This window comes from Melaminivora sp., from assembly GCF_032059615.1.
Classification (GTDB): Bacteria; Pseudomonadota; Gammaproteobacteria; order Burkholderiales; family Burkholderiaceae_C; genus Melaminivora.
This window is the reverse complement of sequence record NZ_DAMCAM010000001.1, coordinates 20,588-46,741: the sequence shown is the minus strand read 5'-3', so window position 1 is coordinate 46,741 and position 26,154 is coordinate 20,588. Positions and strand designations below refer to the sequence as shown.

Here is a 26,154-nt window from a genome sequence, read left to right as displayed (position 1 = left end):
GCTGATGAACGGCGCCCCACCTGCACTTCCCCCCGAAATCACCGTCTTCGAACGCGGCTGGCTGTCGGCCAACAACATCCTGTTCGCCGGCCCCGGCCCGGCCACGCTGATCGACAGCGGCTACCACACGCATGCCGCGCAAACCGTGGCACTGGTCGAATCGGCCCTGGGCGGCGCACCGCTTGCGCGCCTGCTCAACACCCACCTGCACAGCGACCACTGCGGCGGCAACGCCCTGCTGCAGCAGCGCTGGCCCGACGTGCAGACCCTGATCCCGCCCGGGCAGTTCGCCCAGGTGCGCGACTGGGACCCGGTGGCGCTGAGCTACGTGCCCACGGGCCAGCAATGCCCGCCCTTTCGCGCCGACGGCACGCTCGAGCCCGGCCAGGAGGTGGAGCTGGGCGGGCGGCGCTGGCAGATCCACGCCGCGCCCGGGCACGACAGGCACGCCGTGCTGCTGTTTGAGCCCGGCACGCGCGTGCTGATTTCAGGCGACGCGCTGTGGGAAAACGGCTTCGGCGTGGTCTTCCCGGAACTCGAGGGCGAGGGCGCGTTCGCCGAGGTGGGTGCCACGCTGGACGTGATCGAGCGCCTGGCGCCGCTGGTGGTCATTCCGGGGCACGGCGGCGTGTTCGGTGACGTGCCCGCGGCGCTGGCGCGGGCGCGCAAGCGCCTGGAGGGCTTCGTCGCCAGCCCGCTCAAGCACGCGCGCTACGCCGCCAAGGTGCTGCTCAAGTACAAGCTGCTGGAGTGGCAGCGCATCGCCGTGCCCGACGCCGTGGCATGGCTGCGCGCCACGCCCTACTTCTCGGCCCTGCACGCGCGCTATTTCAGCGAGCTGCCCGAGCCGCAATGGGCCCAGGCGCTGGTCGAGGAGCTGGTCGCCGGCGGCGCGGCCCGGCGCGAGGGCGATCTGCTGGTCAACGCCTGACGGCCTGTTGCCCCCAGGCAACGCCCGGGCACGCGCCGCGCTTTCCAGCACACAAAAACCGGCATTTCTTTGAATGGGGATGCAAACGCGATTGATTCTCAACAATAATCGCGTCCGATTTCCCTGCCCTCCCCTCCCATTCAAGGACCCCCTTCCGAAATGCCCCCCACCTCCGTCCCTCCTCGCCTGAAGAAACCCAAGAGCCTGCGCCTGGCCGGCAGCCTGTCGGCCGCCGCTGCGCTACTGCCCCTGTCGGCCATGGCCCAGCAGCAGGCCGCCCCGGCGGCATCGGCGGCCACCCTGCCCACCGTGACGGTGCAGGAGCAGGCCATCGACCCCAACCCCAACGCCGAGGTCGGCGCGCCCTACAAGGCCAAAACCTCGGCCGACAGCCGCTACACCCGCCCGCTGGCCGAGATCCCGCAGACCATCTCGGTGGTGACGGGCGAGGCCATCCGCGACTCGGGCCAGACGGATCTCAAGCAGATCCTGGCGGTGCAGCCCGGCATCACCCTGGGCACGGGCGAGAACGGCAACGCCTTTGGCGACCGCTACATCATCCGCGGCCAGGAGGCGCGCTCGGACGTGTTCGTCGATGGCCTGCGCGACCCCGGCATGACCACGCGCGAGAGCTTTGCCATCGAGCAGATCGAAGTCACCAAGGGGCCGAACTCGAGCTTTGCCGGGCGCGGCTCGGCCGGCGGCGCCATCAACGCCATCACCAAGCAGGCCACCACCGACTACAGCTTCAACCGCATCAGCGCCGGCATCGGCACCGACAGCCACCGCCGCGTGACGCTGGACGCCAACAAGGTCTTCTCCGAGACCTTCGCCCTGCGCGCCAACGCCCTACTGTCCAGCGAGGGCGTGCCCGACCGCGATCCGTCCAAGCGCCAGCGCAACGGCCTGGCCCTGTCGGGCCTGTGGCTGCCCAATGAGGACCTGTCGGTCACGCTGGACTACTACGGCCTGCGCGCCAAGGATAAGCACCCCGACCTGGGCTACTACCTGGTCGGCACGCCGCCCAACCGCCGCCCGGCCCGGGGCGTGCCGATGTACGCGCAGGACGCCGACTTCCTGCGCTCGGACGTGGACACGCTGACGGCGCGCGTCAACTACCGCTTCACGCCCGACGTCAAGCTGACCAGCCTGACGCGCTACGGCCAGTCCAAGAACGCCTACGCCACCACCGGCGCCTCCAGCGCCACCGTGCTGGATGCGGCGGGCAACGCCATCGGCACCGCCGCCGCCATCGACGGCGGCCACACGGGCTGGCAGGAGGTGGAGTACTTCGCCCACCAGAGCAACCTGCGCTGGGACAAGCAGATAGGCGGCCTGAAGCACGAATTCATCTTCGGTCTGGAATACACCGACCACAAGGTGCTGTCGGGCAACTACGGCGTGAGCAGTACCGCCGCGCCCAACTGCCGCACCTCCGGGCGCAACGGCCCGCAGGGCAGCTGGTGCATCACCGACCTGAACGGCAACGCGCTGGACAACCTCGGCAGCCTGGCCGGACGCAGCTACGAGCGCCGTGACTGGACGCGCGACTGGCGCGTCAAGACCTTCGCCCTGTCGGCGATGGACACGGTGGACCTGACCGACCGCTGGACGCTGTTCGGCGGCCTGCGCGCCGACCACTACAAGCTGACCATGCTCACGCAAAACAACCAGACCGGCGCGCAAACGGGCGACTACCGTTTTAGCGACACGCTGGTCAACGGCCACCTGGGCGTGAGCTACAAGATCAACCCGACGGCCATGGTCTATGCCAGCTTCGGCACGGCGCAGGACATCAATGGCGGCGAGCCCGACGCCAGCGGCGGCGGCTATGGCGGCCTGATCATCCACAACGGCCAGGCGGCCGGCGCCCGGCCCGAGACCTCGCGCAATTTCGAACTGGGCACCAAATTCAACATCCTGGACGACAAACTGCTGGCTACGGCCGCCGTCTTCCAGACCACCAAGAGCGACGTGACGGAGGGCGCCGACTACGACACCGTGGGCACCTTCAACACCGGCAAGAACCGCGTGCGCGGCATCGAGCTGGGCCTGGCTGGCAACGTGACGCCGCTGCTGGAGGTGCAGGGCGGCGTGGCGTTCATGAAGTCCAGGGTGCTGCAGTCGAGCACGCCGGGCTTCGTCGGCCTGCCGCTGTCCAACTTCGCCGACCGCAGCGCCGCGCTGCAGGCCAAGTACCACCTGACGCGCAACTTCGAGTTCGGCGCCGTGGCCCGCTACGAGAGCGGCAAGTGCGGCGGCCAGCCCGACACGGCCGCCGGGCACAACGCGCAGGGCCTGTGCTCGCAGCCCGTGCCATCGTTCGCCGTGTACGACCTGTTCGCCACCTACCGCATCAACAAGAGCGCCAACCTGCGCCTGAACGTGCTGAACGTGGCCGACAAGGACTACTTCACCGCCGTCTATCGCTCGGGCGCCTTCCTGTACAAGGGCGATGGCCGGGCCGTGCGGCTGACGCTGAACCTGGACCTGTAACGCGGTCTGCGCCCCCTCTCCCTCTCCCGCGCAGCGGGGGAGGGCCGGGGTGGGGGTGCCGATTCCAAGCGCAACGCCAGAACCACCCCCTCAGCCCTGCCCTCTCCCCCAAGGGGGCGAGGGAGCAAAACCCTTCACCCATGCCGCCTGAACGCATCCCGCCCGGCATCCACAACGCCATCGACTACGAACGGCTGGCCGCGCAGCACCTGCCGGCCGATCGCCTGGCCTACATCGCCGGTGGCTGCGGCTGGGACCGCACGGTGGCCGCCAACCGCGCCGCCTTCGACTCCTGGGCCGTGCTGCCGCGCCTGCTGCGCGACGTGCGCGGCGGCCACACGCGCCTGGCCTTGAACGGCCAGCCGTTCCTCCACCCCTTCCTGCTGGCCCCGGTGGCGCACCAGCGCCTGGCGCACCCCGACGCCGAGGTCGCCACCGCGCGCGCCGCCGAGGCCACCGACACCTGCCTGGTCGCCAGCACCCTCTCGTCCACGCCCCTCGAAGCCATCGCGCAGGCGGCGGGCCAGGGGCCACGCTGGTTCCAGCTCTACCTGCAGCCCGAGCGCGCACACACGCTGGACCTGCTGGCGCGCGCCGAAGCCGCCGGCTACCAGGCCATCGTGCTGACGCTGGACGCCAGCATCCAGCTGGCCAGCCGCAGCGCCCTGGCGGCCGGCTTCGTGCTGCCGCCCGAGTGCCTGGCCGCCAACCTGACGGGCTACGCACCCTCCGCGCCGACGCCCCTGGCGCCGGGCGACAGCCGCATCTTCCAGGGCGCCATGCGCCACGCCCCCACCCGGTGCGACCTCGACTGGCTGCTGTCGGCCACGCGCCTGCCCGTCTGGGTCAAGGGCGTGCTGCACCCGGACGACGCGCGCGCCCTGCGCGCCGCCGGCGCGGCCGGTCTGATCGTCTCCAACCACGGCGGGCGCAGCCTGGACGGCGCGCCCGCCAGCCTGGCCCTGCTGCCCGCCGTGCGCGCCGCCGTGGGCGCGGACTGCCCGCTGCTGCTCGACAGCGGCATCCGCAGCGGCCAGGACGCCTTCAAGGCCCTGGCGCTGGGCGCCGACGCCGTGCTCGTCGGCCGGCTGCAGTTCTACGCCCTGGCGGCGGCCGGCGCCCTGGGCGTCGCGCACATGCTCACGCTGCTGGCCGAGGAGCTGCACGCCTGCATGGCCCAGGCCGGCTGCGCCACCCTGGCCGACATCACACCCGGGGCGCTGCTGCCCTGCCCCTGCCCCTGCCTTCCACCGTTTGAGGCCCCTGCATGCTGATCTCCATCGACCAGGTACTGACCAAAACGGAAGTGCGCGCCTTCCGCGCCGAACTCGATGCCGCCGACTGGCACGACGGCGCCGCCACCGCCGGCACGCTGGCCAAAAGCGTCAAGCGCAACCAGCAGCTGCAGGACGGCAGCGAGCTGTGCACGCGCCTGGGCCAGCGCATCCTGCGCCGGCTGGCGGGCACGCCACTGTTTCTCTCGGCGGCGCTGCCGCGCACCATCTATCCGCCCAAATTCAACCGCTACGCCGGCGGCGGCACCTACGGCGCCCACGTGGACAGCGCCCTCATGTTCCTGCCCGGCAGCAGCCAGCAGATGCGTACCGACCTGTCGGCCACGCTGTTCCTGGCCGAGCCCGAGGAGTACGAGGGCGGCGAGCTGGAGGTGGAGGGCCCGTTTGGCGTGCAGACCGTGAAGCTGGCCGCCGGGGACATGGTGTTGTACCCCTCCAGCAGCCTGCACCGCGTGACCCCGGTGACGAGCGGCGCGCGCGTGGCCTCGTTCTTCTGGATCGAAAGCCTGGTCGCCGACGAGGCCGAGCGCACCCTGCTGTTCGACCTGGACCAGTCCATCCAGCAGCTCACGCCGGTGCTGGCGGCGGATGACATGCGGCTGGTGCAGTTGACGGGGGTTTATCACAACCTGTTGCGGCGGTGGGTGCGGGGGTGAGGTTTTGATAGCTGAATGTCGTTAGCTGGTGCGGGTTTTTTGCTGTTTTTGCTGTTTTTTTTGTTGGGGTTGTTTTGGGCGTGGGGGCAACCTGTGTCGAGGCGCTGGCGCAGGATTGAAGGGGGGCAAGCGGGGACGGTTCGGGCCGACGCTTCGCTCGGCCTGGCGTGGGGAAGGGACGTACGGCAGCCGGCTTTCACTCCCTCCCCCTCTGGGGGAGGGCAGGGGTGGGGGCCGGCTGGTTCTACTGCCCGAGGCTGCAGGGCGCAGCGCGGCTGGCCCCCACCCCTGCCCTCCCCCAGAGGGGGAGGGAGTAAGAAAGAAAGAGAGAGGGGAAGGGAAAGAACACGCCCAGATGGGCTGAAATGCGAGGCCGAGCGAAGCGTCGGCCCGACTCGCCCCTCCAACCCCCCTTTGCCCGTACCGAGGAGCACAGGGCGGGCGGCGGGCGCGTGAGCCGCAGGCACACGCGCATCCACCTCTAGCTTGCTGCGGTTGTCCGAACGAAGCGCTCACCGAGCGCGTAGTGAGTTCCGCAGCACCGCCGACCGCCCGAGCACCGCAGGCTGCCCCAACGCGCAGCGTTGGGGATACGGGCAGCGGGGGCGCGCTTCTTTGCTTACTTTCTTGTCGCGCGACAAGAAAGTAAGTCGCCCGCCGGGGCGAGTCCCGGCCCCCGCACCCAAAACAACCCCAACAACATCAAAACCAGCCTAGCCCCGCACCAGCCAACGACAACCAGCTATCAAATAATCAAGGCAAATCCTTGCTCGGATCCTCCCCCACCGCCACCCGGGGCCCCACCATCCCCAGCCGCCCCTTGAGCGACTGCGGCTGCCCCGTCAGCAATGCCGCGTAGTTCACCGTATTGGCCAGCACCTTCTTCACGTAATCGCGCGTCTCGGCAAAGGGCACGTTCTCGGCCCAGATGGCGGCGTCCAGCACCGGGCCGTTGCGCCAGTTGCGCGGCCGGCCCGGGCCGGCGTTGTAGGCGGCGGCGGCCAGGGGCATGGAGCCCTGGAAATCGTCCAGCGCCAGCTTGAGGTACGCCGTGCCGATGGCGATGTTGGTATCCCGGTCGTTGATCTGCTCGGGGGTGAAGTCCGTCAGGCCGATCTTGCGGGCCGTCCAGCGCGCCGTGGCGGGCATGACCTGCATCAGCCCCGAGGCGCCCACGCCCGAGCGCGCGTCCATGATGAAGCGGCTCTCCTGGCGGATCAGGCCATAGACATAGGCCGGGTCGAGCCCGATGGTGCGCGTGCGCTCCAGCACCGCCTGGCGGAACGGCGTCGGAAAGCGCTGCGCCATGTCGATGCTGGTGCGCGTGCGCTCGCTGGTGTTGATGCAGCGGTCCCAGACGTGCTGCTGGCAGGCGAAGTCGGCCGCGGCCAGCAGCTCGCGCTCGCCCATGCCGCCGGGGCTGTGCAGGTTGGTGGTGTAGTTCCACTCGCGCACGCCCTCGCTGCGCAGGCCCAGGGCGATGGCGTACAGGCCGCGATTCAGGCCCGGGTTGGCGCGCGCGGCGGCGCGCTCCTCGGCCGTGAGCGGCGCGGGCGCGGGCGGCAGCGCCACGGCCGCGCCCAGCTCCTCCAGCGCCAGCTGCTCATAGAAACCCGTGGTGCCGGCGATGCGCTCGTAGAGCCGGCGCGCGTGGGCGCGCTGCTCGTCGCCGGGGCGGTCGCTCATCCAGGCGCGGGCGCGCCAGTACGTCCAGGCCGGGTCCTCGCGCGCGGCCTCGCTCATGGCGTCGATGCTTCGGGCCACCACCTTCCACTGGCCGGCGCGCAGCGCGGCGCGCGTCTTCCAGGCCAGCATGTCGTCGGTCAGGTCGGCGTCGCGGCTGGCGCGGGCGAAGTAGGCGAGCGCCTCGGGCGACAGCGACAGCGCCGCCTGCTTGCCGATCACGCCCCAGACCCAGTTGCGTTCCTCGGCCGACAGGTGCACGCCCCACTTGGACTCCAGCAGCCGCGCCGCGCCTGCGGCGTCCGACTGAGCCATGCGGATCAGCGCCAGCGCCACCAGCTCCTGGCGCTCGCGGCCGGCGGCGGTGGCGCGGGCGGCCAGGTACTTGGCCGGGCTGGCCAGGGCCTGCGCCAGCGGCGTCAGGGCCTCGGGCGCGACCAGGGCCACGGCCTGGCGCGCGGCGCGCGGGCGCCCGGCCTCGGCGCCCAGCCGCGCCTTGCGCCACACGTCCAGGGGCTTGATCTTGCCGGCGGCCAGCATCTCGCCGGCGGCGTAGGCGCAGCCGTCATCGGCGTCGCGCTGGGCCATCCAGTTGCGCAGCACCTCGGCGCCGTCGCCCGCGGCCTGCGCCGCCGCCCCGCCCTGCAGGTGCCGCACGGTCAAGTCGTAGCAGCGCACCTCGCGGTCGTCCTGCATGCGAAAGGCCGGGTGCAGCTCGGCAAAGCGCAGCCAGTCGCGCCGCTGGCCCAGCAGCAGCAGCCAGTCGTTGCGCAGGCGGTCCTCCTGGTAGGTGCCGGCCCACTGGTGCAGGAAGGCCTGCACCTCGGCCGGCTGGGCCTCGTCGAGCCGCGCGCGCAGCTCCCAGTAGGCGGCCCAGGGCTCCAGGGGGTGGCCGTGCGTGGCCGGCAGCAGCTGCGCCAGGCGCGCCTTGTCGCCGCGGCGAAAGGCCTTCTGCATCTCGAGCACTGCCTCATCGGCTGTGGCAGAGGCCGCGCCCTGCGCCTGAACCGTCGTGGCGGCGCTGCCCAGGGCGACGGCCAGCAGCAGCGGTGTCAAAAGCTTGAAACACTTTTTCATCTAAAACAAACTCCGGCCCGAAATCCTCCCCACCGGGGAGAGAATGCGCCTGGGAGAGACCTGGCCCCTTCCCAAGCGGTTGCGCCCGGTCCCGGGCGCGCATTGAAACATCTGGAAATTATGTGATGGACAAAGCAGCCTTGCGCCGCGCGCTGGTGAATCAACGCCTGCAATTGCCCGACCGGCTGGCACGCGCCGAGCGATTGCAGCGGGTGCTGCGCATCTGGCTGGTGGACAAGCCGCACACCGTGATCGGCGCCTACTGGCCCATCAAGGGCGAGTTCGATCCGCTGCCCGCGCTGCACCGCTGGAAGGAGGATGGCGAGTTACAGGGCGAGCCGCTGCGCCGGCGCATCGGCCTGCCGGTGGTCAACAAGCAGCACAAGACGCTCACCTTCCACGCCTGGTACCCGGGCTGCCCCATGGAGGAGGACGCCTACGGCATCCCCAAGCCCAAGGACACCGAGGCGCTGATGCCCACACTGCTGCTCGTCCCATGCGTGGGCTACGGGCCGGGCGGCTACCGGCTGGGCTATGGTGGCGGCTTCTACGACCGCACGCTCGCCACGCTGCAGCCGCGGCCCGTCACCGTGGGCCTGGGCTACACGGCCGGCTACCTGGACGAGTTCGAGCCCGAGCCGCACGACCTGCCGCTGGACGCCATCCTGAACGACAACGGCGTGGTCTGGCCCGTGTGATCTGCGAAAACCATAGCTGCCCGTCCATACAGCGCAAAGGTTTCAAGGTTTTTTTTCCTTGAAACCTTTGCCATTCCTGGACAACCAGCTATCACAACAGTAGCAAACCTGCGGAGGTCCGTGCCATGCCCCAGCTCTACATCGGCAACAAGAACTATTCCTCCTGGTCCATGCGCGCCTGGGTGCTGATGCGCCAGGCGGACATCGCCTTCGACGAGGTGCCCGTGCGCTTTGACAGCTTCGAGCCGGGCTCGCAGTTCAAGCGCCAGCTGCAGGCTGTCTCGCCCACGGGCAAGGTGCCGGTGCTGGTCGATGGCGAGCTGGTCATCTGGGACACGCTGGCGATCGCCGAATACCTGGCCGAGACGCATCCGGACAAGCAGCTGTGGCCCGCCGACCGCGCCGCGCGCGCCCGCGCCCGCAGCGTGGTGGCCGAGATGCACAGCGGCTTTGCGGCGCTGCGCAGCGCCTGCCCGACCAACATCGAGGCGCGCCTGCCCGAGGTCGGGGGCCTCCTGTGGCGCGACCGGCCCGCCGTGCGCGCCGACGTGCAGCGCCTGGTGCAGATGTGGGGCGAGCTGCTCGCGCAGCACGGCGGGCCCCTGCTGTTTGGCCCGTTCAGCATCGCCGACGCCTTCTACGCCCCCGTGTGCACGCGCCTGGTGACCTACGGCCTGCCGCTGCCCGAGCCGATCGCCGCCTACGTGCAGCGCGTGCTCGAGCTGCCGGGCGTGCGCGCCTGGACCGACGCGGCCCTGGCCGAGCAGGACTTCCGCGAGTTCGAGGAGCCCTACCGCCTCGCGCGCGGCTGAAGGGGCCCACCGGCATGCAGATCTACCTGGTCGGGGGCGCCGTGCGCGACCGGCTGCTGGGCCTGCCCGCGGGCGACCGCGACTGGCTGGTCGTGGGCGCCACGCCCGAGGACATGACGGCGCGCGGCTTCGTGCCCGTGGGGCGTGACTTTCCCGTCTTCCTGCACCCCGAGACACACGAGGAATACGCCCTGGCGCGCACCGAGAGGAAGAGCGGGCGCGGCTACCGGGGCTTTGTCGTGCACGCCTCGCCCGAGGTCACGCTCGAAGAAGACCTGGCGCGGCGTGACCTCACTATCAACGCGATAGCTGCAAGCCCTGGATGGACGCCGGCTGAAGCCGTTTTCGACCCCTACAACGGCGCAGCCGACCTGCGCGCGCGCGTGCTGCGCCACGTCACCGACGCCTTCCGCGAGGACCCGGTGCGCATCCTGCGCGTGGCGCGCTTTGCCGCGCGCTTTGCCGACTTCTCGGTCGCGCCCGAGACCCTGCGGCTGATGCGCGAGATGGTGGACAGCGGCGAGGCCGACCACTTGGTGCCCGAGCGCGTCTGGCAGGAGCTGTCGCGCGGCCTGATGGAGGCGACGCCGTCGCGCATGCTGGAGGTGCTGCGCGCCTGCGGCGCCCTGGCCGTGCTGCTGCCCGAGGTGGACCGCCTGTGGGGCGTGCCCCAGCGCGCCGACCACCACCCCGAGGTGGACACCGGCGCCCACCTGCTGATGGTGCTGGACATGGCCGCGCGCCTGCAGGCCCCGCTGGCGGTGCGCTTTGCCTGCCTGACGCACGACCTGGGCAAGGGCACGACACCGGCCGACGTACTGCCGCGCCACATCGGCCACGAGCAGCGCAGTGCCAGGCTGCTCAAGGGCGTGTGCGAGCGCCTGCGCGTGCCCACCGACTGCCGCGAGACGGCCGACGTGGTCGCGCGCGAGCACGGCAACATCCACCGCAGCGGGTCACTGGGCGCCGCCGCCCTGCTGCGCCTGCTGGAGCGCTGCGACGCGCTGCGCAAGCCCCGGCGCTTTGCCGACGTGCTGCTGGCCTGCGAGTGCGACGCGCGCGGCCGCCTGGGACTGCAGGAGCGGCCCTACCCCCAGCGCCCGCGCCTGGCCGCCGCGCTGGAACAGGCCCTGGCCGTGCCCACCGCCGACGTGGCCGCCGAGGCGGCAGCGCGCGGCGCGCGCGGCCCGCAGGTGGGCGAATGGATACGCCGCGCACGCGAACAGGCCCTGGCCGCCTGGCTGGCTCAAGGCTGACCTGCCCCTACACCACCGAGCGCACCCAGCGCACGATCTCCCCGGCCGGCAGCGCGCCCGAGATGCGCGCCACCTCCTGCCCGCCGCGAAAAACGATCATGGTCGGAATGCTGCGGATGCCGTAGCGCCCGGCTACCTGCGGCTGGGCCTCGGTATCGAGCTTGGCCAGGCGCGCCTGGGGTTCGAGCTCGCGCGCGGCCTGGGCAAAGGCCGGCGCCATCTGCCGGCAAGGCCCGCACCAGGGCGCCCAGAAGTCCACCACCACGGGCAGCTGGCTGCGGCCGATGTGCTTGTCGAAGCTCGCGCCGTCCAGCGCCACCGGCTCGCCGGCAAACAGCGGCTGGTGGCAGCTGCCGCAGTCGGGCGCCGAGCCGAGCTGGTCGCGGCGCACGCGGTTGGTGGTGTGGCAGTGCGGGCAGACGACGTGCAGCGCGTCGCCGCTCGCCCGGGCGGCGGCCTGGCCGGCGGCGGAGGTGTTCGGGTTCATGGCAGTCCTTTCTTTCCGTGCGGTGCGATAAGCCGGGGTACAGGCCCGCACCTGCGGATTCGGCCCGGGGTTTTCAACCGCGCTCCAACCACACGCAATGGCCTCGCGCCCGGGCTGCGCGCTTTATGGCCCCCGGCCTACAGGCCGGCCCAGCCGCAGCTGCCATGCTCCGGGCCGATGTTTTCAGAACCAACCCTCACATCCCGACACGCCCTGTTTCTGGATTTCGATGGCACCCTGGCCGACATCGCCGAGCAGCCGCACCAGGTCACGCTGCCCCGCGGCACGCTGCAGGACCTGCGCGCATTGCAGCAGGCGCTCGGCGGCGCCCTGGCCATCGTGACCGGCCGCGCCCACGCCAGCATTGCCCCCCATTTCGCCGGCCTGGCCCTGCCCCTGGCCTGCGAGCATGGCGCGCGGCTGCACCCGGCGGGCACGGCGCCGGATTCCGCCCCGTCCACTCCTTCGACCGACAGCGCCGCCCTGGCCGCCGTGCGCCCGGCCCTGCGGGCGCTGGCCCGGCAGCACCCGGCCCTGCTGCTGGAGGAGAAAAACGCCGCCATCGCCCTGCACTACCGCCACGCGCCCGAGCTGCAGGCCCTGTGCCGCCAGACGCTGGAGCAGGCACTGGCCGGCCACCCCGGCCTGGAGCTGATGGCCGGCAAGTGCGTCTATGAGGTCAAGCCCGCCGGCGCCAGCAAGGGCCGGGCGATCGAGCGCCTGATGCACGAGCCGCCCTTTGCCGGGCGCGTGCCGCTGTTCGTGGGCGACGACGTGACCGACGAGGCCGGCTTTGCCGCCGTGCAGGCCCTGGGCGGGCTGGGCGTCAAGGTGGGCGCGGGCGGCAGCGCGGCGCGCGCCCGCCTGGACTCGCCCCCGGCCGTGCGCGCCTGGCTGCACACCGCCGCCCGGACGCTCGCCCCCACCGCGGAGACCGCCCGATGAGCACCCCGGACCACCCCACCGCCCTGGCCACCGAGGCCAGCACCCGCCAGCCCTCGCTCGCCCTGGGCATGATCGGCAACTGCACCATCAGCGCCCTGGTCGATGGCCAGGGCAGCATCGTCTGGAGCTGCCTGCCGCGCTTCGATGGCGACCCGGTCTTCAACGCCCTGATCCACCCGGGTGAGGACGCCGGACGCTTTGCCATCGCCCTGGAGGACTTCGCCAGCAGCGAGCAGTGGTATGAGCCCAACACCGCCGTGCTGCGCACCCGCCTCACCGACAGTGCCGGCAACTGCCTGGAGGTGACCGACTTCTGCCCGCGCTTTCATGCGCGCTCGCGTTTTTTCAGGCCGGTGACGCTGGTGCGCCGCATCCGGCCCGTGCGCGGCTCGCCGCGCGTGCGCGTGTGCCTGCGGGTGCGCTACGACTGGGGCCAGAGCGAGCCGACCATCACGCGCGGCAGCCACCACGTGCGCTACGTGGGCGGCGCGCTCACCTTGCGCCTGACCACCGATGTGCCGGTGACCTACGTGCTCTCGGGCGAGTCCTTCATCGTCGCGCGCGAGCACAACTTCATCCTGGGCGCCGACGAGACCTTGAGCGAGGGCATCGCCGACACCGCGCGCTACTGGGAGCAGGAGACCATCGGCTACTGGAAGCACTGGAGCGCGCGCCTGCACCTGCCGCTGGAGTGGCAGCAGGCGGTGATCCGCGCGGCCATCACGCTCAAGATGAGCCTGTTCGAGGACACGGGCGCCATCGTCGCCGCCATGACCACCAGCATCCCGGAATCTGCCCACAGCGGGCGCAACTGGGACTACCGCTACTGCTGGCTGCGCGACGCCTTCTTCGTGGTGCGCGCGCTCAACAGCCTGTCGGAGGTCGGCACCATGGAGGACTACCTGCGCTGGCTGGCCAACATCGTGGTCAAGGCGGGCGAGGGCCACATCCAGCCGCTCTACGGCATCGGCCAGGAGCACCAGCTGCCCGAATCCATCATGGCGCACCTGGAGGGCTACCGCGGCATGGGCCCGGTGCGCGTGGGCAACCAGGCGGCCGAGCACTTCCAGCACGACGTGTACGGCAACATCATCCTGGGCTCGGCCCAGGCCTTTCACGACCAGCGGCTGCTGCAGCCCTCGGGCCCGGCCGAGTTCGCGCGCCTGGAGCACATCGGCGAGCTGGCGGTGCAGGTCTATGGCACGCCGGACGCGGGCATGTGGGAGCTCAGGACGCGCGCGCGCATCCACACCTCGTCGGCGCTGATGAGCTGGGCGGCCTGCGACCGGCTGGCAAAAATAGCCCTGGCGCTGCAGCTGCCCGAGCGCGCCGCCTACTGGCGCGGGCACGCGCAGCGCATGGGCGACGAGATCCTGACCCGGTCGTGGAACGCCGAGCGCGGAGTGTTCGCCGAGAGCTTTGGCGGGCGCGAGCTGGACGCCAGCATCCTGCTCATGGCCGAGGTCGGGCTGGTCGACGCACGCGACGAGCGCTTCATCCGCACGCTGGACGTGATGGAGGAGGTGCTGTGCGACGGCCCCTTCATGCGCCGCTACGAGGCGGCCGACGACTTCGGCAAGCCCGAGACGTCTTTCAACATCTGCACTTTCTGGCGCATCGACGCGCTGGCGCGCGTGGGCCGCAAGGAGCAGGCGCGCGAGATCTTCGAGGCCATGCTGGCGGTGCGCAACCCGCTGGGCCTGCTGTCCGAGGACACGCACGCCACCACCGGCGAGATGTGGGGCAACTTCCCGCAGACGTACTCGATGGTGGGCGTGATCAACGCCGCCATGCGCCTGTCTGCGCCGTGGGACAGCGTCATATAGAGAACAACCCCCTGAGCGCCTGCGGCGGGGCGGCCCTTGCACGGCGGTTCGCGCCTTGCGTTGCGCGGGTGCTGGACGCAGGGGCGATGCGCGGCGCTTGAGGGGTCGCGAGGGCATACGAACAACATCCAGGAGGAATTGCCATGAGTCGTCTCGTCGTCGTTTCCAACCGCCTGGCCGACCCGCGCAAGCCCGCCGCGGGCGGCCTGGCCGTGGCGCTGGGCGACACGCTCAGCCGCACCGGCGGGCTGTGGTTCGGCTGGAGCGGGGTCGTCAGCGAGCACTGCCAGCCCGGCGAATGCCAGCTGCAGACGCGCCAGGCCGGCCGCGTGACCCTGGCCACCGTCGACCTGGCGGCAGAGGACCACGCGGCCTACTACCAGGGCTATTCCAACAGCGTGCTGTGGCCGGTGTTCCATTACCGGCTGGACCTGGCGGACATGCACGGCGCCTATTTGGACGGCTACCGGCGCGTCAACCGCATGTTCGCCGCCAAGCTGCTGCCGCTGCTGCAGGACGACGACATCATCTGGGTGCATGACTACCACCTGATCCCCCTGGCCGCCGAGCTGCGCTCCCTGGGCTGCCGCCAGCGCATCGGCTTCTTTCTGCACATCCCCGTGCCGCCGCCGCTCCTGCTGGCCGCGCTGCCGCAGCACGAGTGGCTGATGCGCGCCTTCTTCGCCTACGACCTGGTGGGCCTGCAGAGCGAGGCCGACGTGGCGCACTTTCGCCGCTACATGATCAATGAAGCGGGCGCCGAGGACCTGGGCGACGGCCGCCTGGCCGCCTTCAGCCGCGAGCTGCGCGTGGGGGCCTTCCCGATCGGCATCGACGTGCAGGAGTTCGAGCGCCTGGGCCGCGCCAGCGAGGCCGTGCAGACCTGCGAGGCGCTGCGCGCCGAATACGCGCGCCGCCAGCTGCTGCTGGGCATCGACCGGCTGGACTACTCCAAGGGCATCCCGCAGCGCGTGCGCGCCTTCCGGCAGCTGCTGGAGAAGTACCCAGAGAACCGGCACAGCGCGACGCTGATCATGATCGCCTCGCCCTCGCGCGACGACGTGATGGCCTACACCGACCTGCGCCAGGAGCTGGAGGGCCTGTGCGGCGCCATCAATGGCGACTATGGCGACCTGGACTGGATGCCGCTGCGCTACATCCACCGCATCGTGGCGCGCCGGCGCGTGCCCGGCCTGTGCCGCGCCGCGCGCGTGGGGCTGGTGACGCCGCTGCGCGACGGCATGAACCTGGTGGCCAAGGAGTACGTGGTCTCGCAAGACCCAGCCGACCCCGGCGTGCTGGTGCTGTCGCGCTTCGCTGGCGCGGCCGAGCAGCTCAAGGACGCGCTGCTGGTCAACCCCTACGACCGGGAAAGCATGGCCGACGCCATCCAGACCGCCCTGCACATGCCGCTGGAGGAGCGCCAGCAGCGCCATGCCCGCTTGCTCACCCACACGCGCGAGCACGACGTGCACTGGTGGCGGCGCAGTTTCCTGCAGGCCCTGCAGGGCCATGAGGCCAATGACCCGTCCACGCTCTTCACCCCCTCGCCCCCTCCGGGGGGAGAGCCGGGGTGAGGGGATGATTTCGGCGCAGCGCTGGCCGGTGCCCCCTACCCCTTCGGCAGCAGCGCCAGCGCCGCGTAGTCCGCCACCTGCGGCCCCAGGCCCGCAGGCACCAGCTGCACGCCCTGCGTGAGCGCGGGAAAGTACTGCTGCACCTGCTCGCGCAGCAGGGGCAGCAGCAGCGCCTGGTGGTGCAGGAACACCGCGCCCCCCAGGCTGATGCGCTCCAGGTCGAGCGTGGCCACCAGGTTGTAGAGCAGCCGCCCCATGAGGCAGCACAGCTGCCGCACCTGTGCCAGCGCGGCCGCGTCGCCCCGGCCCGCGGCCTGCAGCAGCGCGGGCGCGCGCACCCCCAGCCGCGCGGGCAGCAGGCCGCCGCCCACGAGCGACTCCACGTCGCCCCGGTTGCCGCAGCCGCACAGCGGCGCCGGGCCGGGCACGTCGCCCACGAAGCTGTGCCCGGCGTGCCCGGCGTTGCCGTTCTTGCCCCCGAGCACGCGCCCGTCCACGCACAGGCCCACGCCCACCCCGGTGCTCCAGGTGACATAGGCGCAGTCGTCGATGCCCGCCAGCGCCCCCCAGCGGCGCTCGGCCTCCAGAGCGGCGACGGCGTCGTTGGCGATGCGCAGCGGCACGCCGCCCAGCGCCTCGGCCAGCGGCGCCTGCAGCGGCACCTCGCGCCAGTCGTTGTCCAGCGCCCGGGGCCCGGCGGCGCCGGCCAGGCCGCCGCAGATGTTGGGGTTGGCCACCTCGATGGCGCCGCCGCGGCGCACGAAGGGCCCGCACGAGGACACGCCCACGCCGGCCAGGGCGCCGCGCTCCACGCCCTGGCGGGCGCAGGCGTCCTCCAGCAGGCCGAGCACCTGGCGCGCCAGCGCATCCACCGCGCCGGTTCTGACCGTGGGCGCCGCCAGCCGCTGCACCAGCTCGGGCGGGTCGCCCCCGGCGGGCGCGGCGCGCGCCAGGCAGACGGCCACCTTGGTGCCGCCGATGTCGATCCCGGCGTGCCAGGCGGCCGCGGGCGAAGGAGGAGCAGTCTCAGCCATGGGCGCGATCATGGCGGCTGGCGCCGGCCGGCGCTGTCAGCCGTCGCCACCAGATGCAGTTACATAAATTTGATAGCTGCAAGCCCGCGCCAATGCTGGGCGAAACGACAAAAAGCCTTACAACCACTTGACCAGCAACGTCAGCAGCACGCTCAGCAGCACGGTGCTGGCCAGCGGCACCGACCACTCGCGCCCGAACAGCCGGAAGCGAAAGTCCCCCGGCAGCCGCCCCAGCCCCAGGCGGCGCAGCCAGGGCGCCAGCCCCTCGATCAGCACCAGGGCCAGGAAAACGACGATCAGCCAGCGCAGCATGGCGGCGAGTGTAGATGCCCATAATCGTCCGCCATGCGCCTGCGCCACATCGAAGTGTTCCACCCAATCACGCGCAACGGCGCAGCGTGAGCGGCGCGCCGCGCCCGCTGAATCTGACGCAGTTGGCCGCCAGCCGCGCGTTGCAGCACCAGCCGGCCCCCACCCCCACCCTCCCCCAGAGGAGGAGGAGGGAGTGAAAACCGGCTGCCGTGCGCCATGTACCCTTCCCCTTCCCAGGCCGAGCGAAGCGTTGGCCCGAGTCATGGCCGCTTACCCATTAATCCTGCGCCTGTGGCGAGGCGCTGGCGGGGTGGCATGCACGCGCAGCGAGCATGCTTCGTGAACTGACTCGCTGCGGTTGTTTGAACGAAGCGCAACAAAACAATCAAAGCCGCCCCGTCCTGTCCCCCCGCTCAAACCCCAACGCCCCCCAGTCCCCTCCCACCCCCACCGCCAGCACCTTGAACAGCTCCCCCATCTCATGCTCCATGACCAATTTCGCCGCCTGCCCCCGCCGCGCTTCGTCCAATTGCTCCAGTTCCGATAGCAAACCGCAGTTGATCAGAAAGTGTCCCTGGCTCGTATAGCCCAGCACTTGCATCCCCGCGTCCTGTGCCGCCAGCGCCATGGCGGTGAAGTTCACGTGCGCGGTGATGTCCTTGAGCCCCACGTCCGTCAGCGGGTCGGAATCGACCCGGTGCGCCCGGTGGCACACCAGCGTGCCCATGTCGCGCTGGGGGTGGTAGTACTCGGCCTCGGGAAAGCCGTAGTCGATGAGAAACGCCGCGCCGCGCGCCAGGTGCGCGGCCAGGGTGCGCATGAAACCCTCGGCCTGCGGGTGGATTTCGGTCAGGTAGTCGTGCTCGCCCGCCACCTCCACGGGCGGGCGCAGCAGCGTCGGCCGGTCGCGCCAGGCAAGGGCGCCGGCTTCGTCCACGGCCACGCCGCGTTCGTGCCACTGGCCCGCGCGGCGGTGCAGCAGCTGCACCGGCATGGCGTCCAGCACCTCGTTGCCGACAACCACGCCCTCGATGGCCTGTGGCAGGCGGTCCACCCACTGCACTTGGCTGCCCCAGGCGGCCAGGCGCTCCTGCTGGCGCGCGCGCAGGCTGCCCGAGACATCCACGATGGTGTAGCGGCGCACCCGCCCGTCCAGAGCCGCGAGCAGCTGTGCGGCCAGGGCGCCGCTGCCGGCGCCGAACTCCCAGACCTCGTCGGTGCCGGTGGCCTCCAGCGCCTGGCCGACCTGTACGGCCAGCAGGCGGCCGAACACCGGCGAGAGTTCGGGCGCGGTGATGAAGTCGCTGCCGCTGTCGGGCAGCGCGCCGAACTTGCGCGAGGCGTTGGCGTAGTAGCCCAGGCCCGGTGCGTACAGCGCCAGCTGCATGAAGCGATCGAACGGCAGCCAGCCGCCGGACTCGGCGATGGCCCGGCGGATCAGCGGGTCCAGGGGATTGGCGGGGGTGGTCATAATTCGCGTTTCAGGGCGCCGGCTCGCGTGCCCGTCCTCGAACGCATGAGCAACCCTTTTGATTCGTTTTCCGGGCGCGCCCACGGCGCCCGGGCCATTGTAGGGGCCGCCCTGGCACGCGCGGGGCGGGCCGGAGCGCGGCCATGAGCGGGCGCGCATCGCCCTGGGTGCTGGTCACCGGCGCGGCGGTGCGGCTGGGCCGCGAGATCGCCCTGGCCTTTGCCGACGCCGGCTGGAGCGTGCTGTGCCACTACCGCAGCTCCGCCCGCGAGGCCGAACGCACGCAGGCGGCCGTGCGCGAGCGCGGCGCCGAATGCCTGACCGTGCAGGCCGACCTGGCGCTCGACGATGGCGCCGACACGCTGTTCGCGCAATGCCTGGCGCTGGCCGGCACGGCGCCGCGCTGCATCGTCAACAACGCCTCCGTCTTCGAGGCCGACGACGCGGCCTCGGCCAGTGCCGCCACCCTGCGCGGGCATTTCATGACCAACACCGCCGCGCCGCTGCTGCTGGGCAATGCCCTGGCCCGCTGGCTGGGCGCGCGGGCGCAGCCGGATGGCGGCGGCGACCACAGCGTGATCCACGTGCTCGACCAGAAGGTGCACAACCTCAACCCCGACTACTTTTCCTACACCGTCAGCAAGCTGGCCCTGGAGCGCAGCGTGGCGCTGCAGGCGCAGGCCCTGGCGCCGCATGTGCGGGTGTGCGGGCTTTCGCCCGGATTGATCTACCTGAGCGGGCCGCAGACGCAGGACAACTTCGAGCGGGCCAGCCGCGTCAACCTGCTGCGCCGGCGCATCGAGCCGGCCGACGTGGCGCGCTGCGCTGTGTTCCTGGCGGGCAACGCCAGCCTGAACGGCTGCACCCTGCAGGCCGACAACGGCCAGCACCTGGTGCCCCTGGCACGCGACGTGATGTGGGCCATCGACGGGCCAGAGGCTGACGGGGGGCCGGCGTGAACTCCATCCTGCTCGCCTTCGGCGCCATCGACGCGCGCCTGGCCACGCACTGCCGGGCGCTGAGCCTGCGCCGCCACGAGGTGCCCGTGCGCATCGGCGTGCACGCCCACGAGCGGCAGGCGCCGCAGCGCCTGTGGTTCGACATCGACCTGTGCGTCAAGCTCGACCATGCGCCGGCCGCGCGCGACGAGCTGGCCGAGACGCTGGACTACGACTTCATCCGCGAGACCGTGGCGCGCGAGGTGGGTACGCGCCACCACGAGTTGCAGGAGACGCTGTGCGACGCCATCGCGCAGCGCCTGCTGCAGCAGGACGCCGTGCATGCCGTGCGGGTCGCCACCCGCAAGCCCGACATCTATCCCGACAGCGCCTCTGTCGGGGTCGAGCGGGTCTGCATCAAACCCTGGTGAAACCCCAATCCCATCGTGACCTCTTCCCCAACCCTTCCCGGCGCAGCCGCCCAGGGGCAGCAGGTGCTGGCCCTGACCGGCCTGCGCTTTGCCGCCAACCTGGGCCTGCTGGCCCATGAGAAGACCGCCCCCCAGCCCATCCAGGTCGATGCCGAGCTGAACCTGGGCTGTCAGCCCCTGCACCCGCCCGACGACGACATCCTGCACGTGCTCGACTACCGCAAGGTGCGCCAGATCATCATCGACGAGTGCCAGGTCGAGCACGTCAACCTGCTCGAGAGCCTGATTGGCAAGCTGGCCGCGCGGCTGATGCAGCTGCCCGGGGTGCTGGGCGTGCGCATCAGGATTGCCAAGCTGGAGATCTTCGACGACTGCGAAGTGGCCATCCGCGTCGAGTCCGGGCAGTGGTGAGCGCGGCGGCCTGCACACCCCGCATCGCCTCCCGCAAAGCCCATGCTGCAGCCAACGCCCGAGCTTGCACGGACAATCGCGCCCTGCCTGCAGTTTCACCTTCACCGCCTGCCATGAACGCCGTGACCGAATCCTCCTGGGTCGCCGAAGAAGCGCCCGCCACCCCGACCGACCCCGCTGCCGCCCCGGCCAGGCCCAAGATAGAGCGCGAGGCGCACAAGCTGGAAAAGCGCCTGTGCCGCGAAGTGGGCCGCGCCATCATCGACTTCAACATGATCGAGGAAGGCGACCGGGTCATGGTCTGCATGTCCGGCGGCAAGGACAGCTACACCCTGCTGGACATCCTGCGCAAGCTGCAAAAGCGCGCGCCGGTCCATTTCAGCATCGTCGCCGTGAACCTGGACCAGAAGCAGCCCGGCTTTCCCGAGCACGTGCTGCCCGACTACTTCAAGAGCATCGGGGTGGAGTTTCACATCGAGAACCAGGACACCTACAGCGTCGTCAAGCGCGTGGTGCCCGAGGGCAAGACCACCTGCAGCCTGTGCTCGCGCCTGCGCCGCGCCATCCTGTACAAGGTGGCAGACGAGCTGGGTGCCACAAAGATTGCCCTGGGCCACCACCGCGACGACATCGTGGCCACGCTGATGCTCAACATGTTCTACGGCGGGCGCATGAAGGGCATGCCGCCAAAGCTGGTCAGCGACGACGGCAAGCACGTGGTGATCCGCCCGCTGTGCTACGTGCCCGAGAAAGACACGGCGCGCTGGGCGCAATACCAGCAGTTCCCCATCATCCCGTGCAACCTGTGCGGCAGCCAGGACGGCCTGCAGCGCGTGGCCGTGAACGAAATGCTGCGCGAGTGGGACAAGAAGTTCCCCGGCCGCATCGAAAGCATGCTGCGCGCCATGGGCCACGTGGTGACCACGCACATGATGGACCCGAAGCTGCATGACTTCCAGAACGCCCGCGCCACCGGCATTGCCAGCCCGGACGGGGACACGGCCTTCGACCACGAGGAGTTCCCGGCCCTGCCCGGCCTGCCCGGCATGCAGGTGGTGCAGATTGGTTGATGCTTCGTTTTAAATAGCAATGAACCGTTGACTGGCGCCGAATTTTCCGCTTTTACCTTGAAAAAAGCCGATCCACCTTCCTGCGCGTACACACATGCGGCGCGTCGTCCGGCACCGCGCGGGGGTGCGCCGGCTAGCATGGCAGGCCAAGGAGCCCGCGCCATGCCCGAACTGAACCGCTTCCTGCCCCGCGCCGCGCTGGTCTGCGCGGCCCTGCTGCTCACCGCCTGCGCCGGCCCACGCCTGGTGGAAAGCGACGTGCGCAGCTACACCGCGCTGGCTGCGCTGCCCAGCCCGCCCACCTACCGCATCGAGCGCCTGCCGTCGCAACAGGCCCAGCCCGAGGCGGCCGTCGCCATCGAGGCCGAGGCCGACCGGGCATTGGCGCGCGTCGGCCTGCGCCGCGACGACGCGCGGCCCAGCCTGATCGCGCAGATCGGCGCCGAGGGCGGCTACACCGTGCCCCGGCACTGGCCGTACTACGCCAACGACCCGTTCTACGGCCGTTTCGGCTGGGGCCTGGGCTGGGGTGGGCGCGGCCTGGGAGTGGGCTTCGGCACGGGCTGGATCATGGACGCGCCACCCACGCTCTACCACCGCCGCGTGACGCTGGTGCTGCGCAACGCCGCCACCCAGCAGGTGGTCTATGAAACCTCGGCCACCTACGAGGACGTCTGGACCAGCGACCCGGCCATCTACGGCATCCTGTTCGACCAGGCGCTGAGCGGCTTTCCCCAGCCCCCGGCCCCCGCGCGGCGCGTGCGCACCGAGGTTCTGCCGCCGCGCTAGCGTCCACTCCCGGATGTTCCGGTTGACCCACAATGGTTCGATGCAGCCTTACGACGCCACCCGCATCATCGCCATCCGCCACGGCGAAACGGCCTGGAACGTGGACACCCGCATCCAGGGCCATCTGGACATCGCCCTCAACGACACCGGCCTGTGGCAGGCGCGCCAGGCCGGTCGGGCACTGGCCGGCGAGGCCATCGCCGCCATCTACAGCAGCGACCTGCAGCGGGCCTTTGCCACCGCCCAGGCCATCGCCGTGGCCACGGGCGCGCCCTTGCGCCCGGAGACCGGCCTGCGCGAGCGCGGCTTCGGCAGCTTCGAAGGCCGCACATTCCGGCAGATCGAGCAGGAATTGCCCGGGGACGCCCTGCGCTGGCGCCGCCGCGACCCCGATTTCGTGCCCGGTGGCGCGGGCGAATCGCTCACCATGCTGCGCAGCCGCGTCGAGGCGGCCGTGCACGCCCTGGCCGCGCGCCATGCCGGCGGCCAGATCGTGCTGGTGGCGCACGGCGGCGTGCTCGACATCCTCTACCGCCTGGCCACCCGCCTGGAGCTGCAGGCCCCGCGCACCTGGTCGCTGGGCAACGCGGCCATCAACCGGCTGCTGTGGACACCGGGTGGGCTGACGCTGGTGGGCTGGGGCGACACCGGGCACCTGGAAGGAGGCGCAGGGCGCGAGGAGCTGCATGCGTGAATCGCGGGACAGGCCGGCTGCCTGCGCGCGCCGACGCCACTGCTGGGCAGTGTCCTGCACGGCGCTGCTGGCCAGCGCTCCTAGCATGACTCCTCCCTCAACCCCAACTTGCAGGAGTTCGATATGAGCGACAAGACGACAGCGACCGGTATGGGCGCCGCCCTGGGCGGTGTGGCTGGTGGCGTGGCGGGCGGTGCCGCCGCTGGTGCCGCCGTAGGCGGCATGACCGGCCCGGTGGGCGCCGTGGTGGGAGCGGCGGCAGGCGCCGTGATCGGCGCCATGGCCGGCAACGGCGCAGCCAAGGTCGACCCAGCCCTCGAGGACAGCTATTGGCGCGACAACTATGCCAGCCGTCCCTACGCCAGCGGCGCCAGCTACGACGACTACGGCCCAGCCTATGGCTACGGCGTCAATTCGTACTCCAGGTACCCCGGCCGCACGTTCGATGACGTCGAGCCCGACCTGGCACGCGACTGGCAGACCGCGCGCGGCCGCTCGTCGCTGGACTGGGAACGTGCCCGCCCGGCTTCGCGCGATGCATGGCAGCGCCTAAGCGACCGCGTCGAGCGCGCCGTGCCTGGCGATTCCGACGGCGACGGCCTGTAAATCGGCCCTGAGGCGCGGCAGCGCCCGGCCCCGCCCGAGGGCCGCCGGCGCCGCAGTCCGCAACCCCCGTTGCACGGTTGCCCCGGCTCCGGCGCTGCGTGCCGGGGCTTTTGTCGTTCGTGTCCGCGTCCGCGCTGGCGGCCCCAGGATTGCCCGACTGGGCATGACCACGTGCGGCTCGCACAATGGCCTGCATGTCCGCCAGCCAGCTCATCGTTCTCGTTACCCCCGTCTTCTTGTTGCTGATGGCGCTGGAGTGGGCGGCCGACCGGCGCCGCGGCCGGCGCTCCATCGCGCTGGCCGATGCCATCGGCAGCCTGAACCTGGGCCTGCTCAGTCAGACCAGCGCGGCCTTCACGGTGGTGCTGCGCCTGGGCCTGTACACACTGGCCTGGCAGCATCTGGCGCTGTGGAGGAACGACGCCTTCTGGACCACCTGGTACGGCTGGCTGCTGGCGTTGCTGCTCTACGATTTTTGCTATTACTGGCTGCACCGCATGGGCCACGAGGTAGCGGTGCTGTGGGCGGCGCATGCAGTGCACCACCAGAGCCAGCACTACAACCTCTCCACCGCCCTGCGCCAGACCAGCTCGGGCGCACTCTTCAGCTGGCTGTTTTACCTGCCGATGGCTCTGGCCGGCGTGCCGCCGCTGGTCTTCGTGGTGGTCGGGCTGGTCGATCTGCTCTACCAGTTCTGGGTGCACACCGAGCAGGTCGGACGCCTGGGCTGGTTCGACCGCTGGTTCTGCAGCCCAAGCAACCACCGGGTGCACCACGCCGTCAACGACGACTACCTGGACCGGAACTACGGCGGCATCCTGCTCCTCTGGGACCGGCTGTTCGGCACCTTCCGCGAGGAAGACCCGGCCCAGCCCTGCGTCTATGGCACGCGCGGGCTGCTCAACAGCTGGGATCCGCTGTGGGCCAATGCGCAGGTGTATGCGTCGCTGGCCCAGGACAGCTGGCGCACGCGGCGCTGGGCCGACAAGCTGCGGGTGTGGCTCAAGGGCCCGGGCTGGCGCCCGGAAGACGTGGCGCGCAGCCATCCGAAGCCGGCGTTCGACATCAACGACCTGCCGCTGTTCGCTCCGCCCATGGGTACAGCGCTGCGCGTCTTCAGCATCGCGCAGTTCATGTTGCTGGCGGCCGGGGCCGCGGTCTTTCTGTGGCATGCCGACAACCTGCCCCGCCCGGAGGCTGCCCTGTGGTTCGCTACGCTGCTGGCCTGCCAGTGGGCACTGGCCGCGGCCGTGCAGGGCCGCATCGGGATGGGCCTGGCGCTGATGGTCGAAGCGGGCGCCCTGGCCACGGCCACGAGCGCGCTGGGGTGGATTGAGTGGTACTGGCTATTCAAGCCGCTGGCAATGGCTTTTGCTATCACAAGCGTAGCTGCACGTCTTTATCCATCAAGGGATGGCGGCATTTTTCACCCAAACAACGGCAAGGCCTGGCTGCTGCTGCTTGCGTTGCTGGCCTCGCTGGCGGGAGACGTCGCGCTCATGCTGCCCGGCCTGTTCCTGCCCGGGCTGGGGGCCTTCCTGCTGGCGCACCTGGCCTACCTGCGGCTGTTCCGCCAGGGCGTGCCCTGGTTTGCCGCTCGGCGGGCGCTGGTGGCGGTGCTCGCCGTTGGCGCAGCCGTGTATGCGTTGCTGGTCTTGGGTGGCCTGCCGGCGGCGCTGCGGCTGCCGGTGGCGGCCTACGTCCTGGTGATCGCCCTCATGGCCGCGCAGGCGTTCGCGCGCCATGCCCAGCTGGCCGGCGAGGTGCCGGGCACACGCGCCGTAGCCTGGGGCGCAGCGCTGTTCCTGCTGAGCGATGCGCTGCTGGCCATCGACCGCTTCGTCCAGCCCCTGCCCGCGGCGCAGGTGGGGGTGCTGTCGAGCTACTACGCGGCGCAGGCGCTGATCGTGGCCGGCCTGCTGCGCGCCCTGCCGCGAACCTCGGCCTTGGCGCGGCAGCACATATCCGCACCCCACCCGCTCGCAGAGGCTTGACAAGATGACGTATTTTTGCCACAATGCGCGCTTCGTCATTTTTGGAGTCCCCACGTGGACAGTGCCAGTTCAACCAGCGAGATAGAGCGCGCCGCAAGGGCTGCGCTGCTGGCCGACTGACCGACTCCCCCTGCCCTGGCAGCGGGAGGCCCGGCCGGCCTGCTGCCTGTGTGGATCGAACGATCCCCGCCTTTTGCCATTCCCGGCGACTCTTCGGAGCCGCCTTCTTCGACGCGTTCCGTCTTCGCTGCGCGCCCGCACGCTGGTCGTGCGAGCCTGGTTGATGCGTACCGCTACGTGGCCTTTTTCCGTGCCTGCACCGGAGACAAGCCATGCCTGCCTTCCTGAACCCGCGCGTGCTGCGCCGCATCCTGCCCACCGTGGCGCCAACCGTCTCTGAGGGCCCACGCCTACCGGCAGCGCCGCTGCTCGAAGCCCTGGACCTGGACGCACGCACCGACTGGCCCACGCACCGCATCCGCAGCTTTCTGAGCATGCAGGGCGGGCAGGACCGCCCGGGCCGCTGAACAGGCGCCCGGCACACCGCCCATGACGGCGCCCTCGCCGCCGCGCTGCCCAAGGGCCGACCCTCTCCCGGTCCCCCTGGCAGCCGGCACCCTCTGCACGGCTTCGCCGCCGCCCTCTCCTGTGCATTGCGCACAGCA

The 26,154-nt window shown here is 70.8% G+C and carries 24 protein-coding genes; 19 read left to right on the top strand and 5 right to left on the bottom strand.

Going from position 1 to position 26,154, the window contains the following annotated elements; translation table 11 throughout:
- Positions 1–4 precede the first annotated feature (4 nt).
- The 4 genes from RT051_RS00210 to RT051_RS00195 all read left to right on the top strand — a co-directional run bounded on the left by RT051_RS00210 (position 5) and on the right by RT051_RS00195 (position 5,378).
- Positions 5–931 carry an MBL fold metallo-hydrolase gene (locus tag RT051_RS00210; RefSeq protein WP_313069673.1) on the top strand — a complete coding sequence of 309 codons (927 nt, stop codon included), beginning with the start codon at positions 5–7 and terminating at the stop codon, positions 929–931.
- 159 nt (positions 932–1,090) lie between these two features.
- Complete coding sequence (locus RT051_RS00205) at positions 1,091–3,427, top strand: TonB-dependent receptor (protein WP_313069670.1); 2,337 nt, start codon at positions 1,091–1,093, stop codon at positions 3,425–3,427.
- Positions 3,428–3,567: 140 nt separating this feature from the next.
- Positions 3,568–4,701 (top strand): alpha-hydroxy acid oxidase, encoded by a 1,134-nt coding sequence (locus tag RT051_RS00200; protein WP_313069667.1) that lies wholly within the window; start codon positions 3,568–3,570, stop codon positions 4,699–4,701.
- The gene (locus RT051_RS00195; protein ID WP_313069664.1) at positions 4,695–5,378 is read left to right on the top strand and encodes a Fe2+-dependent dioxygenase; all 684 of its coding nucleotides are present in this window, start codon (positions 4,695–4,697) and stop codon (positions 5,376–5,378) included. Before RT051_RS00200 ends, RT051_RS00195 begins: the two co-directional genes overlap by 7 nt.
- Positions 5,379–6,131: 753 nt before the next feature.
- Here RT051_RS00195 and RT051_RS00190 read toward each other — a convergent pair.
- Positions 6,132–8,138: a transglycosylase SLT domain-containing protein gene (locus RT051_RS00190; protein ID WP_313069661.1), complete on the bottom strand. Its 2,007-nt coding sequence runs from the start codon at positions 8,136–8,138 to the stop codon at positions 6,132–6,134.
- Between the two features lie 125 nt (positions 8,139–8,263).
- Here RT051_RS00190 and RT051_RS00185 point away from each other — a divergent pair, with 125 nt between their 5' ends.
- The 3 genes from RT051_RS00185 (at position 8,264) to RT051_RS00175 (ending at position 10,904) form a co-directional block, all read left to right on the top strand.
- Entirely contained in the window at positions 8,264–8,836 is a 573-nt protein-coding gene (locus tag RT051_RS00185) for a 5-formyltetrahydrofolate cyclo-ligase (protein ID WP_313069658.1), read from the top strand.
- 125 nt (positions 8,837–8,961) lie between these two features.
- Positions 8,962–9,648: a glutathione S-transferase family protein gene (locus RT051_RS00180; RefSeq protein WP_313069656.1), complete on the top strand. Its 687-nt coding sequence runs from the start codon at positions 8,962–8,964 to the stop codon at positions 9,646–9,648.
- A gap of 14 nt (positions 9,649–9,662) precedes the next feature.
- A complete protein-coding gene (locus RT051_RS00175; RefSeq protein WP_313069651.1) occupies positions 9,663–10,904 on the top strand; it encodes a multifunctional CCA addition/repair protein in 1,242 nt (413 codons plus the stop codon).
- A 7-nt stretch (positions 10,905–10,911) separates the two neighbouring features.
- Here RT051_RS00175 and trxC read toward each other — a convergent pair whose 3' ends face one another.
- Positions 10,912–11,391, bottom strand: a complete 480-nt coding sequence (trxC, locus tag RT051_RS00170) for a thioredoxin TrxC (protein WP_313069644.1) — start codon at positions 11,389–11,391, stop codon at positions 10,912–10,914.
- Between the two features lie 177 nt (positions 11,392–11,568).
- Here trxC and otsB point away from each other — a divergent pair, with 177 nt between their 5' ends.
- The 3 genes from otsB (at position 11,569) to RT051_RS00155 (ending at position 15,739) form a co-directional block, all read left to right on the top strand.
- Positions 11,569–12,336 carry a trehalose-phosphatase gene (gene otsB, locus RT051_RS00165; RefSeq protein WP_313069640.1) on the top strand — a complete coding sequence of 256 codons (768 nt, stop codon included), beginning with the start codon at positions 11,569–11,571 and terminating at the stop codon, positions 12,334–12,336.
- Positions 12,333–14,162, top strand: coding sequence for a glycoside hydrolase family 15 protein (locus RT051_RS00160; protein WP_313069637.1), 1,830 nt, complete (start codon positions 12,333–12,335; stop codon positions 14,160–14,162). The genes otsB and RT051_RS00160 overlap by 4 nt, the downstream gene beginning before the upstream one ends.
- A 143-nt stretch (positions 14,163–14,305) precedes the next feature.
- On the top strand, positions 14,306–15,739 hold the full coding sequence (locus tag RT051_RS00155) for a trehalose-6-phosphate synthase (RefSeq protein ID WP_313069635.1): 1,434 nt from the start codon (positions 14,306–14,308) through the stop codon (positions 15,737–15,739).
- 35 nt (positions 15,740–15,774) lie between these two features.
- On the opposite strand, the gene RT051_RS00150 is transcribed toward RT051_RS00155, so the two are convergent.
- The 3 genes from RT051_RS00150 to RT051_RS00140 form a co-directional block, all read right to left on the bottom strand.
- The gene (locus tag RT051_RS00150) at positions 15,775–16,773 is read right to left on the bottom strand and encodes an ROK family protein (protein ID WP_313069632.1); all 999 of its coding nucleotides are present in this window, start codon (positions 16,771–16,773) and stop codon (positions 15,775–15,777) included.
- 117 nt (positions 16,774–16,890) lie between these two features.
- Positions 16,891–17,085 (bottom strand): DUF2905 domain-containing protein, encoded by a 195-nt coding sequence (locus RT051_RS00145; protein WP_313069630.1) that lies wholly within the window; start codon positions 17,083–17,085, stop codon positions 16,891–16,893.
- A gap of 385 nt (positions 17,086–17,470) precedes the next feature.
- Positions 17,471–18,556 (bottom strand): class I SAM-dependent methyltransferase, encoded by a 1,086-nt coding sequence (locus RT051_RS00140; RefSeq protein ID WP_313069627.1) that lies wholly within the window; start codon positions 18,554–18,556, stop codon positions 17,471–17,473.
- A 143-nt stretch (positions 18,557–18,699) separates the two neighbouring features.
- On the opposite strand from RT051_RS00140, the gene RT051_RS00135 reads away from it, so the two are divergent.
- The 9 genes from RT051_RS00135 to RT051_RS00095 all read left to right on the top strand — a co-directional run bounded on the left by RT051_RS00135 (position 18,700) and on the right by RT051_RS00095 (position 26,016).
- Positions 18,700–19,515, top strand: a complete 816-nt coding sequence (locus tag RT051_RS00135) for an SDR family oxidoreductase (protein ID WP_313069624.1) — start codon at positions 18,700–18,702, stop codon at positions 19,513–19,515.
- The gene (locus RT051_RS00130; RefSeq protein WP_313069621.1) at positions 19,512–19,925 is read left to right on the top strand and encodes a dihydroneopterin aldolase; all 414 of its coding nucleotides are present in this window, start codon (positions 19,512–19,514) and stop codon (positions 19,923–19,925) included. The genes RT051_RS00135 and RT051_RS00130 overlap by 4 nt, the downstream gene beginning before the upstream one ends.
- 15 nt (positions 19,926–19,940) lie before the next feature.
- Positions 19,941–20,336, top strand: a complete 396-nt coding sequence (locus RT051_RS00125; RefSeq protein WP_313069618.1) for a dihydroneopterin aldolase — start codon at positions 19,941–19,943, stop codon at positions 20,334–20,336.
- Between the two features lie 113 nt (positions 20,337–20,449).
- Positions 20,450–21,406: a tRNA 2-thiocytidine(32) synthetase TtcA gene (ttcA, locus tag RT051_RS00120; RefSeq protein ID WP_313069615.1), complete on the top strand. Its 957-nt coding sequence runs from the start codon at positions 20,450–20,452 to the stop codon at positions 21,404–21,406.
- Between the two features lie 162 nt (positions 21,407–21,568).
- Complete coding sequence (locus tag RT051_RS00115) at positions 21,569–22,195, top strand: DUF4136 domain-containing protein (RefSeq protein WP_313069612.1); 627 nt, start codon at positions 21,569–21,571, stop codon at positions 22,193–22,195.
- A gap of 40 nt (positions 22,196–22,235) precedes the next feature.
- Complete coding sequence (locus RT051_RS00110) at positions 22,236–22,889, top strand: histidine phosphatase family protein (RefSeq protein WP_313069610.1); 654 nt, start codon at positions 22,236–22,238, stop codon at positions 22,887–22,889.
- 123 nt (positions 22,890–23,012) lie between these two features.
- Entirely contained in the window at positions 23,013–23,495 is a 483-nt protein-coding gene (locus tag RT051_RS00105) for a hypothetical protein (RefSeq protein ID WP_313069607.1), read from the top strand.
- A 194-nt stretch (positions 23,496–23,689) separates the two neighbouring features.
- Entirely contained in the window at positions 23,690–25,489 is a 1,800-nt protein-coding gene (locus RT051_RS00100) for a lysoplasmalogenase family protein (RefSeq protein ID WP_313069604.1), read from the top strand.
- A 332-nt stretch (positions 25,490–25,821) separates the two neighbouring features.
- Positions 25,822–26,016, top strand: coding sequence for a hypothetical protein (locus RT051_RS00095; RefSeq protein ID WP_313069600.1), 195 nt, complete (start codon positions 25,822–25,824; stop codon positions 26,014–26,016).
- The last annotated feature ends 138 nt before the right edge of the window (positions 26,017–26,154 follow it).

What these genes read in the sequence shown, in the direction of transcription:
- RT051_RS00210 (WP_313069673.1), top strand. Translation starts at nt 5, where the DNA reads ATGAACGGCGCCCCACCTGCACTTCCCCCCGAAATCACCGTCTTCGAA.
- RT051_RS00205 (WP_313069670.1), top strand. Translation starts at nt 1,091, where the DNA reads ATGCCCCCCACCTCCGTCCCTCCTCGCCTGAAGAAACCCAAGAGCCTG.
- RT051_RS00200 (WP_313069667.1), top strand. Translation starts at nt 3,568, where the DNA reads ATGCCGCCTGAACGCATCCCGCCCGGCATCCACAACGCCATCGACTAC.
- RT051_RS00195 (WP_313069664.1), top strand. Translation starts at nt 4,695, where the DNA reads ATGCTGATCTCCATCGACCAGGTACTGACCAAAACGGAAGTGCGCGCC.
- RT051_RS00190 (WP_313069661.1), bottom strand. Translation starts at nt 8,138, where the DNA reads ATGAAAAAGTGTTTCAAGCTTTTGACACCGCTGCTGCTGGCCGTCGCC.
- RT051_RS00185 (WP_313069658.1), top strand. Translation starts at nt 8,264, where the DNA reads ATGGACAAAGCAGCCTTGCGCCGCGCGCTGGTGAATCAACGCCTGCAA.
- RT051_RS00180 (WP_313069656.1), top strand. Translation starts at nt 8,962, where the DNA reads ATGCCCCAGCTCTACATCGGCAACAAGAACTATTCCTCCTGGTCCATG.
- RT051_RS00175 (WP_313069651.1), top strand. Translation starts at nt 9,663, where the DNA reads ATGCAGATCTACCTGGTCGGGGGCGCCGTGCGCGACCGGCTGCTGGGC.
- trxC (WP_313069644.1), bottom strand. Translation starts at nt 11,391, where the DNA reads ATGAACCCGAACACCTCCGCCGCCGGCCAGGCCGCCGCCCGGGCGAGC.
- otsB (WP_313069640.1), top strand. Translation starts at nt 11,569, where the DNA reads ATGTTTTCAGAACCAACCCTCACATCCCGACACGCCCTGTTTCTGGAT.
- RT051_RS00160 (WP_313069637.1), top strand. Translation starts at nt 12,333, where the DNA reads ATGAGCACCCCGGACCACCCCACCGCCCTGGCCACCGAGGCCAGCACC.
- RT051_RS00155 (WP_313069635.1), top strand. Translation starts at nt 14,306, where the DNA reads ATGAGTCGTCTCGTCGTCGTTTCCAACCGCCTGGCCGACCCGCGCAAG.
- RT051_RS00150 (WP_313069632.1), bottom strand. Translation starts at nt 16,773, where the DNA reads ATGGCTGAGACTGCTCCTCCTTCGCCCGCGGCCGCCTGGCACGCCGGG.
- RT051_RS00145 (WP_313069630.1), bottom strand. Translation starts at nt 17,085, where the DNA reads ATGCTGCGCTGGCTGATCGTCGTTTTCCTGGCCCTGGTGCTGATCGAG.
- RT051_RS00140 (WP_313069627.1), bottom strand. Translation starts at nt 18,556, where the DNA reads ATGACCACCCCCGCCAATCCCCTGGACCCGCTGATCCGCCGGGCCATC.
- RT051_RS00135 (WP_313069624.1), top strand. Translation starts at nt 18,700, where the DNA reads ATGAGCGGGCGCGCATCGCCCTGGGTGCTGGTCACCGGCGCGGCGGTG.
- ttcA (WP_313069615.1), top strand. Translation starts at nt 20,450, where the DNA reads ATGAACGCCGTGACCGAATCCTCCTGGGTCGCCGAAGAAGCGCCCGCC.
- RT051_RS00115 (WP_313069612.1), top strand. Translation starts at nt 21,569, where the DNA reads ATGCCCGAACTGAACCGCTTCCTGCCCCGCGCCGCGCTGGTCTGCGCG.
- RT051_RS00110 (WP_313069610.1), top strand. Translation starts at nt 22,236, where the DNA reads ATGCAGCCTTACGACGCCACCCGCATCATCGCCATCCGCCACGGCGAA.
- RT051_RS00105 (WP_313069607.1), top strand. Translation starts at nt 23,013, where the DNA reads ATGAGCGACAAGACGACAGCGACCGGTATGGGCGCCGCCCTGGGCGGT.
- RT051_RS00100 (WP_313069604.1), top strand. Translation starts at nt 23,690, where the DNA reads ATGTCCGCCAGCCAGCTCATCGTTCTCGTTACCCCCGTCTTCTTGTTG.
- RT051_RS00095 (WP_313069600.1), top strand. Translation starts at nt 25,822, where the DNA reads ATGCCTGCCTTCCTGAACCCGCGCGTGCTGCGCCGCATCCTGCCCACC.